General features: G+C 68.1%; 13 protein-coding genes. 8 read left to right on the top strand and 5 right to left on the bottom strand.

Going from position 1 to position 13,982, the window contains the following annotated elements; translation table 11 throughout:
• Positions 1 to 333 precede the first annotated feature (333 nt).
• Entirely contained in the window at positions 334 to 1,272 is a 939-nt protein-coding gene (locus tag ABIS05_RS14995) for an ABC transporter permease (protein ID WP_348013051.1), read from the bottom strand.
• 144 nt (positions 1,273 to 1,416) lie between these two features.
• Between ABIS05_RS14995 and ABIS05_RS15000 the strand changes: the two genes are divergently transcribed.
• The 8 genes from ABIS05_RS15000 (at position 1,417) to ABIS05_RS15035 (ending at position 10,481) form a co-directional block, all read left to right on the top strand.
• Complete coding sequence (locus ABIS05_RS15000) at positions 1,417 to 3,225, top strand: ABC transporter substrate-binding protein (RefSeq protein WP_348013052.1); 1,809 nt, start codon at positions 1,417 to 1,419, stop codon at positions 3,223 to 3,225.
• A complete protein-coding gene (locus ABIS05_RS15005) occupies positions 3,225 to 5,042 on the top strand; it encodes an ABC transporter substrate-binding protein (RefSeq protein WP_348013053.1) in 1,818 nt (605 codons plus the stop codon). The genes ABIS05_RS15000 and ABIS05_RS15005 overlap by 1 nt, the downstream gene beginning before the upstream one ends.
• A 104-nt stretch (positions 5,043 to 5,146) precedes the next feature.
• The gene (locus tag ABIS05_RS15010) at positions 5,147 to 5,485 is read left to right on the top strand and encodes a PspC domain-containing protein (protein WP_348013054.1); all 339 of its coding nucleotides are present in this window, start codon (positions 5,147 to 5,149) and stop codon (positions 5,483 to 5,485) included.
• Positions 5,486 to 5,583: 98 nt separating this feature from the next.
• Positions 5,584 to 7,200, top strand: a complete 1,617-nt coding sequence (locus ABIS05_RS15015; RefSeq protein WP_348013055.1) for a wax ester/triacylglycerol synthase family O-acyltransferase — start codon at positions 5,584 to 5,586, stop codon at positions 7,198 to 7,200.
• 84 nt (positions 7,201 to 7,284) lie between these two features.
• The gene (locus tag ABIS05_RS15020) at positions 7,285 to 8,064 is read left to right on the top strand and encodes an alpha/beta hydrolase (protein ID WP_348063274.1); all 780 of its coding nucleotides are present in this window, start codon (positions 7,285 to 7,287) and stop codon (positions 8,062 to 8,064) included.
• Positions 8,065 to 8,142: 78 nt separating this feature from the next.
• On the top strand, positions 8,143 to 8,913 hold the full coding sequence (locus ABIS05_RS15025) for a DUF4184 family protein (RefSeq protein WP_348013057.1): 771 nt from the start codon (positions 8,143 to 8,145) through the stop codon (positions 8,911 to 8,913).
• Between the two features lie 62 nt (positions 8,914 to 8,975).
• Positions 8,976 to 9,575, top strand: coding sequence for an ATP-dependent Clp protease proteolytic subunit (locus ABIS05_RS15030; protein WP_348013058.1), 600 nt, complete (start codon positions 8,976 to 8,978; stop codon positions 9,573 to 9,575).
• Between the two features lie 6 nt (positions 9,576 to 9,581).
• Entirely contained in the window at positions 9,582 to 10,481 is a 900-nt protein-coding gene (locus tag ABIS05_RS15035) for an alpha/beta fold hydrolase (RefSeq protein WP_348013059.1), read from the top strand.
• A 17-nt stretch (positions 10,482 to 10,498) separates the two neighbouring features.
• Here the strand turns inward: ABIS05_RS15035 and ABIS05_RS15040 are convergent, their stop codons facing one another.
• From ABIS05_RS15040 to ABIS05_RS15055, 4 genes are read right to left on the bottom strand one after another with little or no spacing between them, the layout of a single operon-like run.
• Positions 10,499 to 10,954 (bottom strand): copper chaperone PCu(A)C, encoded by a 456-nt coding sequence (locus ABIS05_RS15040; RefSeq protein ID WP_407074881.1) that lies wholly within the window; start codon positions 10,952 to 10,954, stop codon positions 10,499 to 10,501.
• A gap of 60 nt (positions 10,955 to 11,014) precedes the next feature.
• Positions 11,015 to 12,517, bottom strand: a complete 1,503-nt coding sequence (locus tag ABIS05_RS15045; protein WP_348013062.1) for a tripartite tricarboxylate transporter permease — start codon at positions 12,515 to 12,517, stop codon at positions 11,015 to 11,017.
• Positions 12,514 to 12,960, bottom strand: a complete 447-nt coding sequence (locus ABIS05_RS15050) for a tripartite tricarboxylate transporter TctB family protein (protein ID WP_348013060.1) — start codon at positions 12,958 to 12,960, stop codon at positions 12,514 to 12,516. Before ABIS05_RS15050 ends, ABIS05_RS15045 begins: the two co-directional genes overlap by 4 nt.
• A gap of 57 nt (positions 12,961 to 13,017) precedes the next feature.
• Positions 13,018 to 13,971 carry a tripartite tricarboxylate transporter substrate binding protein gene (locus ABIS05_RS15055; RefSeq protein WP_348013063.1) on the bottom strand — a complete coding sequence of 318 codons (954 nt, stop codon included), beginning with the start codon at positions 13,969 to 13,971 and terminating at the stop codon, positions 13,018 to 13,020.
• Positions 13,972 to 13,982 lie beyond the last annotated feature (11 nt).

Raw genomic sequence — 13,982 nt, forward strand, 5'->3', positions numbered from 1 at the left:
GGTGATTGAACAGCCCGGCGACACCGGTTTTTCGGGTTTGGCTGCTCGGCTGTTCATGGGCCTCCCCTTCTAAACCGCCGAGAAGCGCAGAAGCCCGGGGCGCGCGCGCAGCGCGCATCAAGCTCTGACTTCGCACCCTTTTGTTTGAACGCAGCGTAGCGAAGTGAGTTGGGTGCGGCCCCGGGCTTCGAGCATCGCAGGGGACCCCGACAGGGGCGGTTTCGCAGGGGAGAGCTTTTTGCCTACTTTTTGGCGGCGCAAAAAGTAGGTCGCCCGCCGGGGCGAACTCCCGGCTGGGCCTGGGCAGGACGCCACCGTGCGAATAGACAACCATCACTTCAACACCACCCGCGGATCGACAAACTTGTAGAGCACGTCAACGACCAGGTTGACCGTCATCGTCAGCGCCGCCAGGTAGATGGCAAACGCCTGGATGACCGGATAGTCGCCGCGGTTGACGGCCAGCAGCAGCTCGCGGCCGAGGCCGGGGATGGAGAAGAACACCTCGATCAGGAAGCTGCCCACCAGCACGCCCGGCAGCAGCACCGACACATTGGTCAGGATGGGAATCATCGCGTTGCGCAGCACATGCTTGAGCAGCACGGTGCTCTCCGTCATGCCCTTGGCACGCGCGGTGCGCACGTAGTCGTGGCCGATCTCGTCGAGGAAGAAGCTTCGGTACAGGCGGATCTGCGGCGCCATCGACACCGCCACGGCCACCAGGACGGGCAACGGCGCGTAGGTCGTCAGGTTGGTCCAGTGGCTGCTCGTCCAGCCCTGCACCGGGAACCAGCCCAGCCGGAAGGCGAACACGTACTGCGCCAGGATGACGTAGACCAGCAGCGAGATGGACACCGCCACCGTCGTGCAGACCATCACGGTGCGGTCGGTCAGGCTGCCGCGCACGGTGGCCACGGCCAGCGCGAAGGGAATCGCCAGCGCCACTTCGAGGATGAGGATGGGCACGGTCACCGTCAGCGTGGCCGGCAGGCGCGTGGCGAACAGGTGGGCCACCGACTCGTTGGTCGCCCAGCTCTTGCCCCAGTCGAAGGTGACGATCTGCTGGATGAAGATCCACAGCTGCTGCCAGACGGGCTTGTTCAGGCCGAGCTGCTCGCGGATGGACTCGATCTGCTCCGGGCTGGCGTTCAGGCCGCCGAGGATGACGGCCGGGTCGCTGCCGAAGTACTTGAACAGGAAGAACACCAGCAGCACGACGCCGAGCAGGGTCGGGATCATTTGCCAGAGGCGTCGGATGAGATAGGCCGCCATCGGGGCTCCTAGAAACTGCAAACCCCGCCAGGCGGGCGGGGTTGCCAGGGAAAACGGGTCGAAGTCTATGCGAGGGGACTTCCTGTTCGCGTTGACGGTTTCACTAGACTCCGCGCTTCCCAAGAGCCCGCGCGCCTTTCCGCAATGAAGTTCCCCGCCCTGCTGACCGGCCTGCTGCTGGCCTGCGCCCTCCCTGCTGCCCACGCCGAGGACAAGGTCCTGCGCCAGGCGTTCAAGGTGGCCGAGACCGGCTTCGACCCGGCCCAGATCAGCGACATCTACTCCAAGTCCATCGCCGGCGGCATCTTCGACGCGCCGCTGGAATACGACTTCGGCGCCCGCCCCTTCAAGCTGCGCCCGGCCACGCTGGCCGAGATGCCGGAGATCAGCGCCGACTTCAAGACCATCACGATGCGCGTCAAGCCGGGCATCTACTTCGCGGACGACCCGGCGTTCAAGGGCCTGAAACCTGGGGAACGGCGCGAGCTGACCGCCGAGGACTACGTCTACAGCATCAAGCGCCACTACGACCCGCAATGGAAGAGCGCCAACCTCTACCTGCTGGAGAACGTCAAGATCGTGGGGCTGTCGGAGCTGCGCCAGGAGTTGATGCGCGCCAAGAAGCCGTTCGACTACGACCGCGTCGTCGACGGCCTGAAGTCGCTGGACCGCTACACCTTCCAGCTCAAATTGGGCGTGGCCGACCCGCGCTTCGTCTACCAGTTCGCCGACGCCGGCTTCCTGGGCGCCGTGGCGCGCGAGGTGGTCGAGTTCTATGGCGACAAGATCATGGAGCATCCCGTCGGCACCAATGCCTGGCGCCTGGGCGAATGGCGGCGCAGCTCACGCATGGTGCTGGAGAAGAACCCCAACTACCGCGACGTGCGCTACGCGGAGACCGCGCCGCCGGGTTCGGACGCCAAATTGCAGGCCGAGGTGGCTGCGCTGCAAGGCAAGAAGCTGCCGCTGGTGGACCGCGTCGTCATCGACGTCATCGAGGAGGCCCAGCCGCGCTGGCTGTCCTTCCTCAGCAACGAGTCCGAGGTCATCGAGGAGGTGCCCATCGACTTCGCCAGCATCGCCATGCCGGGCAACAAGCTGGCGCCCAACCTCGCCAAGCGCGGCATCACGATGACGCGCTACCCGCGCGCCGACATCGCGCTGAGCTACTACAACATGGAGGACCCGGTCGTTGGCGGCTACACGCCCGAGAAGGTCGCACTGCGCCGCGCCATCAACCTGGCCATCGACCTGGACAAGGAGATCCGCCTCGTGCGCCGCGGCCAGGCGCTGAAGAGCCAAAGCTCGGTACCGACCGTCGCCTACGGCTACGACCCGGCCTTCAAATCCGAGAACAGCGAATACAACCTGCCCAAGGCCAAGGCCTTGCTGGACATGTACGGCTACATGGACATCGACGGCGACGGCTACCGCGAGCTGCCCGACGGCAAGCCGCTGTCCATCGAGTACTCCACGCTGGCCGACGGCGAGCGCCGCCAGCTGGCCGAGCAATGGCAGAAGAGCATGGACGCCCTGGGCATCCACGTCCGCTTCAAGATCGGCAAGTTCCCCGAGCAACTCAAGGCCGCCAACGCTGGCAAGCTGCAGATGTGGATGGTCGGTTGGGTAGGCACCACGCCCGATGGCGACACCTTCCTCGCTTTAGGCTCCGGCGCGGCCAAGGGCAAGGCCAACAAGCCGCGTTTCGAGCTGCGCGCCTTTGACGCGCTGTACGAGAAGCAGAAGGCCATGCCCGACGGCCCCGAGCGCCAGGCGCTGATGACCGAGGCCCAACGCCTGCTCATCGCCTACGCGCCGTACAAGTTCCATGTGCACCGCATCTATACCGACATGGCGCAGCCCTGGGTGCGCGGCTACAGCCGCAACATCTTCGTGCGCGACTATTGGAAATACGTCGATATCGACACCGCCGCCCTGCCTGAGGCCCGCTGATGAAACACGCTCCCTCCCTGCTGGCCGCGCTCGCTGCCCTGCTCAGCATCTGCCTCACCGCGCCCGCACCCGCGCGCGCCGCCGAGCCCGTCAAGACGCTTCGTTATGCCTTCAAAATTGCCGAAACCGGGTTCGATCCGCCGCGCATTTCGGACATCTACTCCCGCGGTGTCACGGCCCACATTTTCGAGACCCTCTACGCCTTCGACCCGCTGGCCCGGCCGGCACGCCTGGTACCGCTGATCGCCGCCGGCGAGCCCGAGATCAGCGCCGACTACAAGACCTTCACGATGAAGGTTCGGCCCGGCATCTACTTCGCCGACGACCCGGCCTTCAAGGGCAAGAAGCGCGAGGTCACGGCCGCAGACTTCGTCTACAGCATCAAGCGCTTTGCCGACCCCGCCACCAACGCCCAGGGTTGGGCGAGTTATGACGATCAGAGCATCGTCGGCCTGGCCGAGCTGCGCGAGAAGACCCTCCAGTCCAAGCAGCCCTTCCCCTACGACAGCGAGATCGCCGGCCTGCGCGCGCTGGACCGCTACACGCTGCAGATCAAGACCAACGGCCCGCGACCACGCCTCGTTGAAGCCATCTTCGCCGGCAATGACCTCTATGGCGCCGTCGCCCGCGAGGTGGTCGAGTTCTATGGCGACAAGATCATGGAACACCCGGTCGGCACCGGTCCTTTCATGCTGAAGGAATGGCGGCGCAGCTCGCAGATGGTCTTCGAGCGCAACCCCGGCTACCGGGAACGCCACTACGAAGCCCAGCCGGCGCCGGGCGACGCCGAGGCCCAGGCCATCTATGCCCGGCTCAAGGGCCGCCGCCTGCCGATGATCGACCGCGTCGTCGTCGACATCATTGAAGAGAACCAACCGCGCTGGCTGTCCTTCCTGAACAACGAACACGACTTCATCGAGCGCGTGCCCGAGGACTTCATCACCCAGGCCGCGCCCGGCGGCAAGCTCGCGCCCAACCTCGCCAAGCGCGGCATGCAGGCGGTGTTCACCGTCGCCCCCGACATGACGCTGACCTGCTTCAATCTGGAAGACCCGGTCGTCGGCGGCCTGACGCCCGATAAGGTGGCGCTGCGCCGCGCCATCTCGCTGGCCTACGACGTGAACAAAGAGATCAAGAGCGCCCGCCGCAGCCAGGGCGTGCCGGCGCAAGCGCCCATCGTGCCCAACACCAGCGGCTACGACCCGGCGTTCAAGAGCGAGATGAGCGACTACGACCCCGCCCGCGCCAAGGCCCTGCTCGACATGTATGGCTATGTCGACAAGGACGGCGACGGCTGGCGCGACCTGCCCGATGGCAGCCCGCTCGTCCTCATGCGCAACACGGAGTCCAACTCGCTGAGCCGCGCCATCGACGAGCTGTGGGACCAGGCCTTGCGTGCGGTCGGCATCAAGCTGCAGATCAAGATCCAGCAATGGCCCGAGAACCTGAAGGCCGTGCAGGCCGGCAACTACCAGATGTGGCCGTTGGCCTCCACGGCCGCCTCGGCGGATGGCCAGGAGGCCATGCAGCGCCTGTACGGCCCGTTCGCCGGCACGCAGAACCTGCCGCGCTTCAAGAATGCCCGTTTCGACGCGATCTACGACCGCATGCAGGCCCTGCCCGACGGCCCCGAGCGCGAGGCGCTGTTCAAGGAGGCCAAGCGCATCGCCGTGGCCTACATGCCGTACAAGGTCCATGTGCACCGCATCCTGACCGACATCGAGCAGCCCTGGATGTACGGCTACCGCCGGCCGCTGTTCTGGCTGGACTTCTGGCAGTTCGTGGACATTGATTCGGCCAAACGGCCTGTCCATTGATTTTCCGGGGTGCGTCCCACAAATTCGACCGACCGTCGCAAGCGGCTGGCAGGTACGCGCCCTGCCGTTAGGCTTCAACTCATCAACCCCGCAAGGAGCCTCAAATGAACGACGCCGACGAACTCAACAAGCTGGCCGACCTGCATGCCCGTGGCGTGCTCAGCGACGACGAATTTGCCAAGGCCAAGGCCCGCGTGCTGGAGCGCTCGGTGGGTCACGCAGCACCCAGTTACGGCAACGCGCCCGGCCCCAACGTCGGCGCCGTCAATGGCCTGCGCCGCGCGCGGGTGGACCGCTGGATCGGCGGCGTCTGCGGCGGCATCGCCCGCTCCACCGGGCTGGATGCCTGGGTCTGGCGCCTGATCTTCACGGTGCTCTTCCTGGCCTTCGGTAGCGGCATCCTGGTGTACATCCTGCTCTGGATTTTTGTTCCCGAAGAATGAGTCCTACGCCTGCGACCTGATGGTCGCAGGCGGGGTCGGCCCGGAGGGCCGCCGCAGCTTTCATCGCTATGCTGGGTTGATAACTCAGGAGACAGCCGATGAAACAGCTCGCCGGCCTTGATGCCAGCTTCCTCTACCTGGAAACACCGCAGATGCCGATGCACGTCGGCGCGCTGCACCTGCTGGAGCTGCCCGCCGACTACGACGGCGACTACATCGAGGATCTGCGCGAGCACATGCGCGCCCGCATGCCGCTGCTGCCGGCGCTGCGCCGCAAGCTCATCGCGATGCCGCTCGGCCTGTCCAACCCCGGCTGGGTGGACGCCGAGCCCGACCTCGAAGAGCACATCGTCGAGATCGTCTTGCCCGAGGGCAGCGGCATGGGCGAGCTGGAGGCGCAGGTCGGCGCGCTGCACCCCGTGCTGCTGGACCGCAGCCGGCCGCTGTGGAAGTTCCGCGTCTTCACCGGCCTAGAGCCCGGCCCCGACGGCGAGGTGCGCGTGGCCCTCTACACGCAACTGCACCATGCCGCCGTGGACGGCCAGGCCGCCGTGGCGCTGGCCCAGGTCATCCTCGACCTCAGCCCCGAGCCGCGCCCCATCGAGACCACCGCCGCGCGCGGCAAGAAGCGCGGCCAGCTCGGCACCGTCGGCATGCTGCGCGCGGCCGTCTCGCAGCAGTGGCAGCAGACTGTCAAGCTTGCCCGCTCCCTGCCCAGCGCGGCCAACATCCTCGGCAACATGGCCGTGGGTTACGTAGGCGGCGCGGCGGCCGGCGGTTCGGTCGACAAGCTGCGCACGTTGCTGGCGGACGTGGCCGCGCAGACGACGGCAATAGTGCGCGGCAAGACCTCGGTATCCAGCCTCGGCCCGGCGCCGCGCACGCGCTTCAACGTCAGCCTGTCCAGCACGCGCTCCTTCGCCGGCGTCACGCTGCCGCTGGCCGAGCTGAACCGCACGCGCAAGCGCCATCACGCCAGCATCAACGACGCGGTGCTCTTCGTCATCGGCGGCGCGCTGCGGCGCTACTTCGCCAAACACGGCCCGCTGCCGCGCAAGAGCCTCATTGCCGCCGTGCCCGTGTCCACGCGCGCGGCCGGCGACGCCACCTCCAACACCCAGGCCACCATGACCTTCATGAGCCTGGGCACCCACCTGGCCAACCCGGCCGAGCGCCTGGCCCACGTCATCGCCGCCAGCAAGGCCATGAAGGCACAGATGGCCCAGCTCAAGAGCCTGATGCCGACCGATTTCCCAAGCCTGGGCATCCCCTGGCTGATGCAGGCCAGCGCCATGCTCTACGGCCGCGCCAAGGTGGCCGAGAAGCTACCGGTGGTGGCCAACGTCGTCATCTCCAACGTGCCCGGGCCGCAGCTGCCGCTCTACCTGGCCGGCGCGCGGATGCTGACGAACTACCCCACCTCCATCGCCGTGCACGGCCTGGCGCTGAACGTGACGGTGCAGACCTACAACCAGTCCCTGGACATCGGCCTGATGGCCTGCGGCGAGGCGCTGCCGGAGATGGGCGAGCTGGCGGCGTATGTGGATGCGGCGTTCATGGAGTTGCAGGCGTTGCCGGTGGTGGAGGTGGCAGCCGAACCGGCGCCGGTGGTGAAGAAGGCACCGGCAAGGAAGGCGCCAGCGAAGAAGGCCGTCGCCAAAGCGACACCCAAGCCCCGGGCAAGCCCCGCGCGGAAACGGGCCCCAGCTGGCTAACAATGCGCGGGTTTGCCCGCTCCCGTTTCCCGCATGCCCGCTACCCGCTCGCCGCGCGCCCCGCGCCGGCCCTCTTCGCCCGCCGTGCCCGACACCGCTCACACCGACTGGCACGACCTGCGCGCCCCCAACGCCTGGCTGCTGATGCTCGAAGGCCGCGCGCCTTGGGAGTACGCGGCCCTGCTGGCCTCGCTGCCATGGATGAAGAAGCTGCCGCACGGCGACGGCCACCCCGTGCTCGTCTTCCCCGGTCTGGGCGCCAACGACCTGACAACCGCGCCGCTGCGTGCCCTGCTGGAGTCGCTCGGCTACGCCACGCAGCCCTGGGGCCAGGGCTTCAACTTCGGCCCGCGCGCGGGCGTGCTGGAGCAGGCCAAGGCCGACCTGCAGGCCCTGCACCGGCGGCACCACCGCAAGGTCAGCCTGATCGGCTGGAGCCTGGGCGGCATCTATGCCCGCGAGCTGGCCAAGGAGTGCCCGGAGCTGGCGCGCTGCGTCGTCACGCTGGGCACGCCCTTTACCGGCCACCCGCGCGCCACCAATGCCTGGCGCTTTTTCGAGATGGTCAGCGGCCACACGTCCAACGACGCCGACCTGATGGCGCAGATCCGCACCGCGCCACCGGTGCCGACGACGTCCATCTACTCCAAGAGCGACGGCGTCGTCGCCTGGCGCTGCAGCGTCAACGAGCCATCACCGCTGGCCGAAAACATCGAGGTGCAGGCCAGCCACATCGGCCTGGGCGTGAATCCGATCGCGCTGTACGCGCTGGCGGACCGGCTGGCGCAGCCGGACGGCGACTGGCAGCCGTTCGAGCCGAAGGGCGCGAGGCGGTGGTTCTACAAGGCGCCGGAACGGCCATAGAGCACCCGGCCCCCACCGCCTGGCATGCCTCGTGCAGCATGTGCGACGGTGCTTTCCTGATCTGCTGACAACCCCCACATGCCCTGGACCTTTGCCCACCCGGCCGCCATCCTGCCGCTGCGGTCTCTCTGCCCTCGCTGGCTCTCCCTGCCCGCCCTGATCCTCGGGGCCATGGCGCCCGACCTGAGCTACTACGTCGGCATGCACGGCAAGTGGCGGGGCTTCTGCCACACGCCCGAGGGCGTCTTCACCATCTGCCTGCCGGTGTGCCTGCTGATGCTGGCGCTGCTGCTGCGCTTTGCCGGGCCGCTGACGGTGCTGCTGCCCGAACCGCACCGTGCACTCGTGCGCGAACAGCTGCGCCCGCCGCCGCACCCGTTTTGGCGGGGCGCGGCGGTGGCCGTGCTGTCCATCCTGCTCGGCGCGGCCACACACCTGTTGTGGGACTCGTTCACGCACCAGGGCCGCTGGGGCGCCGAGCTGCTGCCCGAGCTGGAAGAGCCACTGCTGGACGCCATCGACGGGCAGTTCGACGTGACCCACCTGCTACAGCACCTGAGCACGGCCGTGGGCGTGGTGGCTTTGGCCGTCACGTACCGCCGGGCGTTGCGTGCCCGGCCACGGGCTGCACCCGCCCCGTTGGACGTGGCACGCGGGCGCCTGCTGCTCGCCTGCCTCGCCTGTGCCGGCATCGTCGGTGCGCTGTCGGCCTACGCGCTCACGCCGGCCACGCTGCCTGCCTACACGTCGCACCTGCTCGTGCGCACGGTCGTCTGGAGCACCAGCTGTTTCGCCGCGCTGTTCGTCATCAGCAGCGTGGCCTGGTGGCGCCGCGTGGGTGACGCCTGACCCCTGCGGCACACCGCGCCGCTTCTCGCGGTAAGGTATCGCCCTTAACCCGGACCCCCACCATGCACCACCACACCCTCGCCGCCGCCGAAGACAAGGCCACCAAGAAAGACGCCCCCGAGAAGCAGGAAGAGCAGTTGCTCTTCAAGGGCCGCTTCGTCATGATCTTTGGCGAGATCGACGACAAGATGGCGCTGGCCACCTGCCGCCGCCTGCTGGCCCTCTCGCAAGAGTCCGACGCGCCCATCACGCTGCTGGTGTCGTCGCCCGGCGGCCATGTGGAGAGCGGTGACGCCATCCACGACATGATCCGTTTCGTGCGCGCGCCGGTGAACGTCGTCGGCACCGGCTGGGTGGCCAGTGCCGCCACGCACCTCTACCTGGCCGTGCCCAAGGAGCGCCGCTTCGCGCTGCCCAACACGCGCTTCATGATCCACCAGCCCGCAGGCGGCGCCGGTGGCCAGGCCAGCGACATCGCCATCCAGGCCAAGGAGATCCTGCGCACGCGCGCACGCATCGCCGCCGTCATCGCCCGCGAGACCGGCCAGCCGCTGGAGCGCGTGGCCGTCGACATCGAGCGCGACTTCTGGATGAGCACCGACGAGGCCATCGCCTACGGCCTCGTTTCTCGCGTCATCGAGCGCCAGATCGATCTCGGCTAGCCCTTGATGCAAGTCAGCGCCAACGGCGTCCGCATCGAGGTCGACATCCGCGGCCCGGACAGCGGCGAGCCGCTGCTGATGATCATGGGCCTGGGCATGCAGCTCGTGGCCTGGCCCGATGGCCTGGTCGACGAGTTGGTCGCGCATGGCTTTCGCGTCATCCGCTTCGACAACCGCGACGTCGGCCTGAGCCAGCCGTTCGACGGCCTGGGCGTGCCCAGCCTGCCGCTGGCGGCGCTGCTGCACACGCTGCATCTGCCGGTGAAGGCGCCCTACCAGCTGGCCGACCTGGCGAGGGATGCCGTCGGCGTGCTGGATGCCTTGGGCATCGCCAAGGCCCATGTCTGCGGCGCCTCCATGGGCGGCATGATTGCCCAGCACCTCGGCTTTGCCCACGCCGACCGGCTGAAGAGCCTGACGCTGATGATGACGAGCAGCGGCGCCCGCAGCCTGCCGCGCGAAAGCTTCAAGGTGCGGCGCGTGCTGATGTCGCGCCCCAGGCCCGGCGCCACGCCAGCGCAGAAGCTCGACAACATCCTCGACCATTTCGTGCGCCTGTACGGTGTCATCGGCAGCCCCGGCTACCCGCCCGACGCAACAGCCTTGCGCACGCGCATCGCCGTGGGTGTGAAGCGGTCTTTCCGCCCTCAGGCGGTGGCACGCCAGATCCTTGCCATCGTGGCCGACAGCCGCCGCGCCGAGCGCCTGCCACGCATCACGGCGCCCACGCTGGTCATCCACGGCGAGGGCGACGCGCTGATCCCCGTCGCTGCGGCGCATGACCTGGCACGGCGCATCCCTGGCGCGCGGCTGGAGATTATTCCCGGCTGGGGTCATGACTTGCCCGAGGCGCTGTGGCCACGGCTGGCGGACGAGATCGCCCGCACCGCCGGGGTCCGGCCCTAGCTGGTCGGCCGGGCGCCTCAGCGCGCCTGCGCCTTGATCTCGACCGCCGTGCGCTTGCCGTCCTCGCCTTCGACGGTCAGCGTCAACGGCACGGTCTCGCCGGCCTTGATCTGGCGTTGCAGGCCCACCAGCATGACGTGATAGCTTCCCGGCTTCAGTGCCACGGCCTGGCCGGCCGGCAGCGGCAGCGCATCGACGGCGCGCATCTTCATGACGCCATCGTCCATCTTCATCTCGTGGATCTCGACGACGGCCGCGACCGGCGAGCTGACCGCGACGACCTTGACCGCCTTGGCCGCCGTCAGCTGCATGAAGGCCCCGGTGGCCTTCTGCGGCGCGACGGTGGCGCGCACCCAGGCGTCATCGACCTTGACGGCAGGGCTTTGCGCCTGGGCGGCGACGGACACGAGCAGGGCGGTGGCGAACAGCAGGCGGCGCATGGCGAGAAGCTTCAACAACAGGGGAGCCGCCATTGTGCGCAGTCCGGCCGACGCGTGCATCGGCGCGGCTGCATGACGCCGCCAGCTCCTCGACTAGGCTGCCTTGCGGCGACTGGCCAGCAGGCGCAGCAGCGGCGGCACGATGACCATCGCAATCGCCACCGCCCACAGCCCCTTGCTGATCGGGCTTTCGACCAGGATGCCGAGTTCGCCGTTGGTGATAGACAAGGCCCGGCGCAGGTTCTGCTCCATCAGGTCGCCGAGCACGAAGCCCAGGATCAGCGGCGCCATCGGCACGCCCTGCTTGCGCAGCAGGAAGGCGACCACGCCGAAGACCGCCATCAGCACCAGGTCGAAGGTGGTGGCATGCACCGAGTACACGCCCACCGCGCTGATCGACAGGATGGCCGGCACCAGCACCCAGTTCGGCGTGCGCAGCAGGCGGGCGAACACGCCGACCAGCGGGATGTTGATCACCAGCAGCATGGCGTTGGCCACGAACATCGACGCGATCAGGCCCCACACGAGCGTCGGGTTCTGCGTGAACAGCGCCGGGCCGGGCGTGATGTTGTAGAGCGACAGCGCGCCCACCATCACCGCCGTCGTGCCCGAGCCCGGCACGCCCAGCGTCAGCATGGGCACGAAGGAGCCCGCTGCCGACGCGTTGTTGGCCGCCTCGGGCGCCGCCACGCCGCGGATGTCGCCGTTGCCGAAGTCGCCGCTCTTGCCGGCGATGCGCTTTTCCATCGTGTAGGTCATGGCACTGGCGATGGTGGCGCCGGCCCCCGGCAACACGCCGACGATGAAGCCGACGATGGACGAGCGCACCGTCGTCCACCAGGTGTGCGCCATCTCCTGCAGGTTGAACAGCGTGCGCCCGGTGATGCGGATGGCGCCGGCGTTGCTGTGGTGTTGCTCGAGCATGAGCAGGATCTCGCTGACCGAGAACACGCCGATCACGACGACGATGAACTGGATGCCGTCGGACAGGTGCACGTCGTCGCCGGTGAAGCGGTAGACGCCGGAGTTGGAGTCCAGCCCGATGGTGGACAGCGACAGGCCCAGCACCGCAGCCAGCACCGCCTTCATCGGCGCGTCACCCATCAGGCCGGTGATGCAAGCGAAGGCGAAGCACATCAGCGCGAAGTACTCGGCCGGGCCGAACGCCAGCGCCCAGCGCGCCAGCAGCGGCGCGAACAGCACGATGCCGATGGTGGCGATCAGGGAGCCGATGAAGGAGCTCCACGCGGAGATCGACAGCGCGATGCCGGCACGCCCCTGGCGGGCCATCGGGTAGCCGTCCATCGCGGTCATGATGGCGCCGGCGTCGCCCGGCACGTTGAGCAGGATCGACGAGATGCGGCCGCCGAATTCGCAACCCATGTAGACGGCCGCCAGCAGGATCAGCGCCGTTTCGGGCGGCAGCTTCAGCGCGAAGGCCAGCGGCATCAGGATGGCCACGCCGTTGATCGGCCCGAGGCCCGGCAGCATGCCGACGATGGTGCCGATCAGGCCGCCCATGGCGGCCATCAGCAGGTTGGTCGGTGTCAGGGCGACCGCGAAGCCGGCCAACAAGTAGTTCAGCGTGTCCATCAGCGGCCTCCGAGCACGAATGAGAGCAAGCCGGTGGGCAGCACCACATCGAGCAGCTTGTCGAACATCAGGAACAGGAACAAGCCCAGGCCGACGCCGCCGGCCAGCGACTGCTTCCAGGTGCCGCCGAAGGCCAGGCCCACCGGCAGGGCCATCAGCGCGGTGGCCAGCGTGAAGCCGAGCAACTGGAACAGCAGCGCGAAGGCGAAGGTCGCCACCACCACCAGCCCCAGCGACTTCAGCGAGGCCAGCCCCAAGCCGCTGACGTGCGCGCTTGGGCGCAGCACCAGCCAGGCGCCGCAACCGCCCAGTAGCGCCGCCAGCAGCAGCGGAAAGGCGCGCGGGCCTACCGGTTCGTACGAGATCGCGGCGGCGTAGTCCCGTGCCGCCCAGGCCATGCCTGCAGCCGCGACCACGCACACCGCACCCAGAATGCGATCACTCATGAAACTCTCCTTCGGGAGGGTGCCAGCCCGCCGGACGGCGGGCTGGGGCTCAAGGCGTCACTTGGCGGGAGTGACGTTCAATCCGAAGTCGGCGGCCATCTTGCGGTAGTCGGCCACGCGTGACTTGACGTAGCTGGCGGCATCGGCGCCCGTCTTCGAGAACGGAAAGAGGCCGCGCTCGCTGCGCAGCTTGGCGTAGGCCGGGGTGGCCATCATCTTGCTGAAGGTGTCGGCCCAGACCTTGTAGTCGGCGTCGCTCACCTTGGGGCCGACATAGAAGCCGCGAATGATCGGCCACTCGATGTCGAAGCCCAGTTCCTTGGCGGTCGGCACCTTGTCCAGGCTGCCTTCGAGCCGCTTGTCGGCCATCACGGCCAGCACACGGATCTTGGCGCCGGCCTTGATCTGCTCGGCGGCTTCCGACGCGTCGCCGGAATAGACCTGCACATGGCCGCCCTGCAGCGCGGTGATCGCCTCGCCACCGCCCTCGAAAGCAACGAAGCGCATGGACTTCGGGTTGATGCCGGCGATGCGCGCCGTCAGTGCGGCTTTCATCCAGTCCTGGCTGCCAACCGTGCCGCCGGCGCCGAACACCACCTTGGTCGGGTCGGCCTTGGCCGCGGCGACGTAGTCGGCCATGGTCTTGAACGGCGAGTTCTCGGCCACGATCACCGCGCCGTAGTCGGCACCCACGGCGGCCACCCAGCGCACATCGTTCTCGCCGTAGCGGCCGAACTTGCCCTGCGCCAGATTCAGCAGCGAGCCGCCCGAGAAGGCGACCAGGGTGTTGGACTCGCCCGGGCGCTGCGCGACGATGGCGTTGTACGCCACCGCGCCGATGCCGCCCGGCATGTAGGTGATGCGCATCGGGTCGCTGACGTACTTGCCTTCCATCAGCGCCGCTTGCGCCAGCTTGCAGGTCAGGTCGAAGCCGCCGCCGGGCTTGGCCGGCGCGATGCATTCGGTCTTGTCAAGGGGTCCGGCGGCCGCGATCGCGGTGATACCAGCCAGGGATAGGGACA

Source organism: Roseateles sp., assembly GCF_039929605.1.
Lineage (GTDB): Bacteria > Pseudomonadota > Gammaproteobacteria > Burkholderiales > Burkholderiaceae_C > Pelomonas.

Excerpts from the sequence above, each read along its gene's own strand:
- ABIS05_RS14995 (WP_348013051.1), bottom strand. The coding sequence starts at position 1,272 with ATGGCGGCCTATCTCATCCGACGCCTCTGGCAAATGATCCCGACCCTG.
- ABIS05_RS15000 (WP_348013052.1), top strand. The coding sequence starts at position 1,417 with ATGAAGTTCCCCGCCCTGCTGACCGGCCTGCTGCTGGCCTGCGCCCTC.
- ABIS05_RS15005 (WP_348013053.1), top strand. The coding sequence starts at position 3,225 with ATGAAACACGCTCCCTCCCTGCTGGCCGCGCTCGCTGCCCTGCTCAGC.
- ABIS05_RS15010 (WP_348013054.1), top strand. The coding sequence starts at position 5,147 with ATGAACGACGCCGACGAACTCAACAAGCTGGCCGACCTGCATGCCCGT.
- ABIS05_RS15015 (WP_348013055.1), top strand. The coding sequence starts at position 5,584 with ATGAAACAGCTCGCCGGCCTTGATGCCAGCTTCCTCTACCTGGAAACA.
- ABIS05_RS15025 (WP_348013057.1), top strand. The coding sequence starts at position 8,143 with ATGCCCTGGACCTTTGCCCACCCGGCCGCCATCCTGCCGCTGCGGTCT.
- ABIS05_RS15030 (WP_348013058.1), top strand. The coding sequence starts at position 8,976 with ATGCACCACCACACCCTCGCCGCCGCCGAAGACAAGGCCACCAAGAAA.
- ABIS05_RS15035 (WP_348013059.1), top strand. The coding sequence starts at position 9,582 with ATGCAAGTCAGCGCCAACGGCGTCCGCATCGAGGTCGACATCCGCGGC.
- ABIS05_RS15040 (WP_407074881.1), bottom strand. The coding sequence starts at position 10,954 with ATGGCGGCTCCCCTGTTGTTGAAGCTTCTCGCCATGCGCCGCCTGCTG.
- ABIS05_RS15050 (WP_348013060.1), bottom strand. The coding sequence starts at position 12,960 with ATGAGTGATCGCATTCTGGGTGCGGTGTGCGTGGTCGCGGCTGCAGGC.